Source organism: Psychromonas sp. MB-3u-54 (genome assembly GCF_002836415.1).
In the GTDB taxonomy this organism is placed as follows: Bacteria; Pseudomonadota; Gammaproteobacteria; order Enterobacterales; family Psychromonadaceae; genus Psychromonas.
Window position 1 is genome coordinate 1 of record NZ_PJBP01000038.1, and the last position, 428, is coordinate 428.

The 428-nt window shown below is 40.0% G+C and carries 2 tRNA genes; both read right to left on the minus strand.

Going from position 1 to position 428, the window contains the following annotated elements:
• Window positions 1–199: 199 nt before the first annotated feature.
• Window positions 200–275: transfer RNA gene (locus CXF72_RS00480), tRNA-Ala, on the minus strand.
• 50 nt (window positions 276–325) lie between these two features.
• Window positions 326–402, minus strand: a tRNA-Ile gene (locus tag CXF72_RS00485).
• Window positions 403–428: the final 26 nt, after the last annotated feature.

Below are 428 nucleotides of genomic sequence, written 5' to 3' on the forward strand. Positions count from 1 at the left end.
AAACTTTTCGTTTAATTTATCACACCAATCAACACCGAAATGTCATTGTTTTTGTGTGATAAAAAGAACTTTTATCAGCTTTCCTAATTGTTAAAGAGCAAACTTTTTAGTAAAAAAAAGCTTAAGGTAAATTTTATAATTTATCTTAAGCCTCTCCTCAAAAAGAGGTTCATGTCGAGTACTTATTATTTAAAATAAGTGGTGGAGCTATGCGGGATCGAACCGCAGACCTCCTGCGTGCAAGGCAGGCGCTCTCCCAACTGAGCTATAGCCCCGACATGTTGCGTATAAATAGACTCTGTCATGCGATCCCAAATCAACGATTTGGTGGGTCTGAGTAGATTTGAACTACCGACCTCACCCTTATCAGGGGTGCGCTCTAACCAACTGAGCTACAGACCCAGCATAAGGTCTATCTATACTCTCTA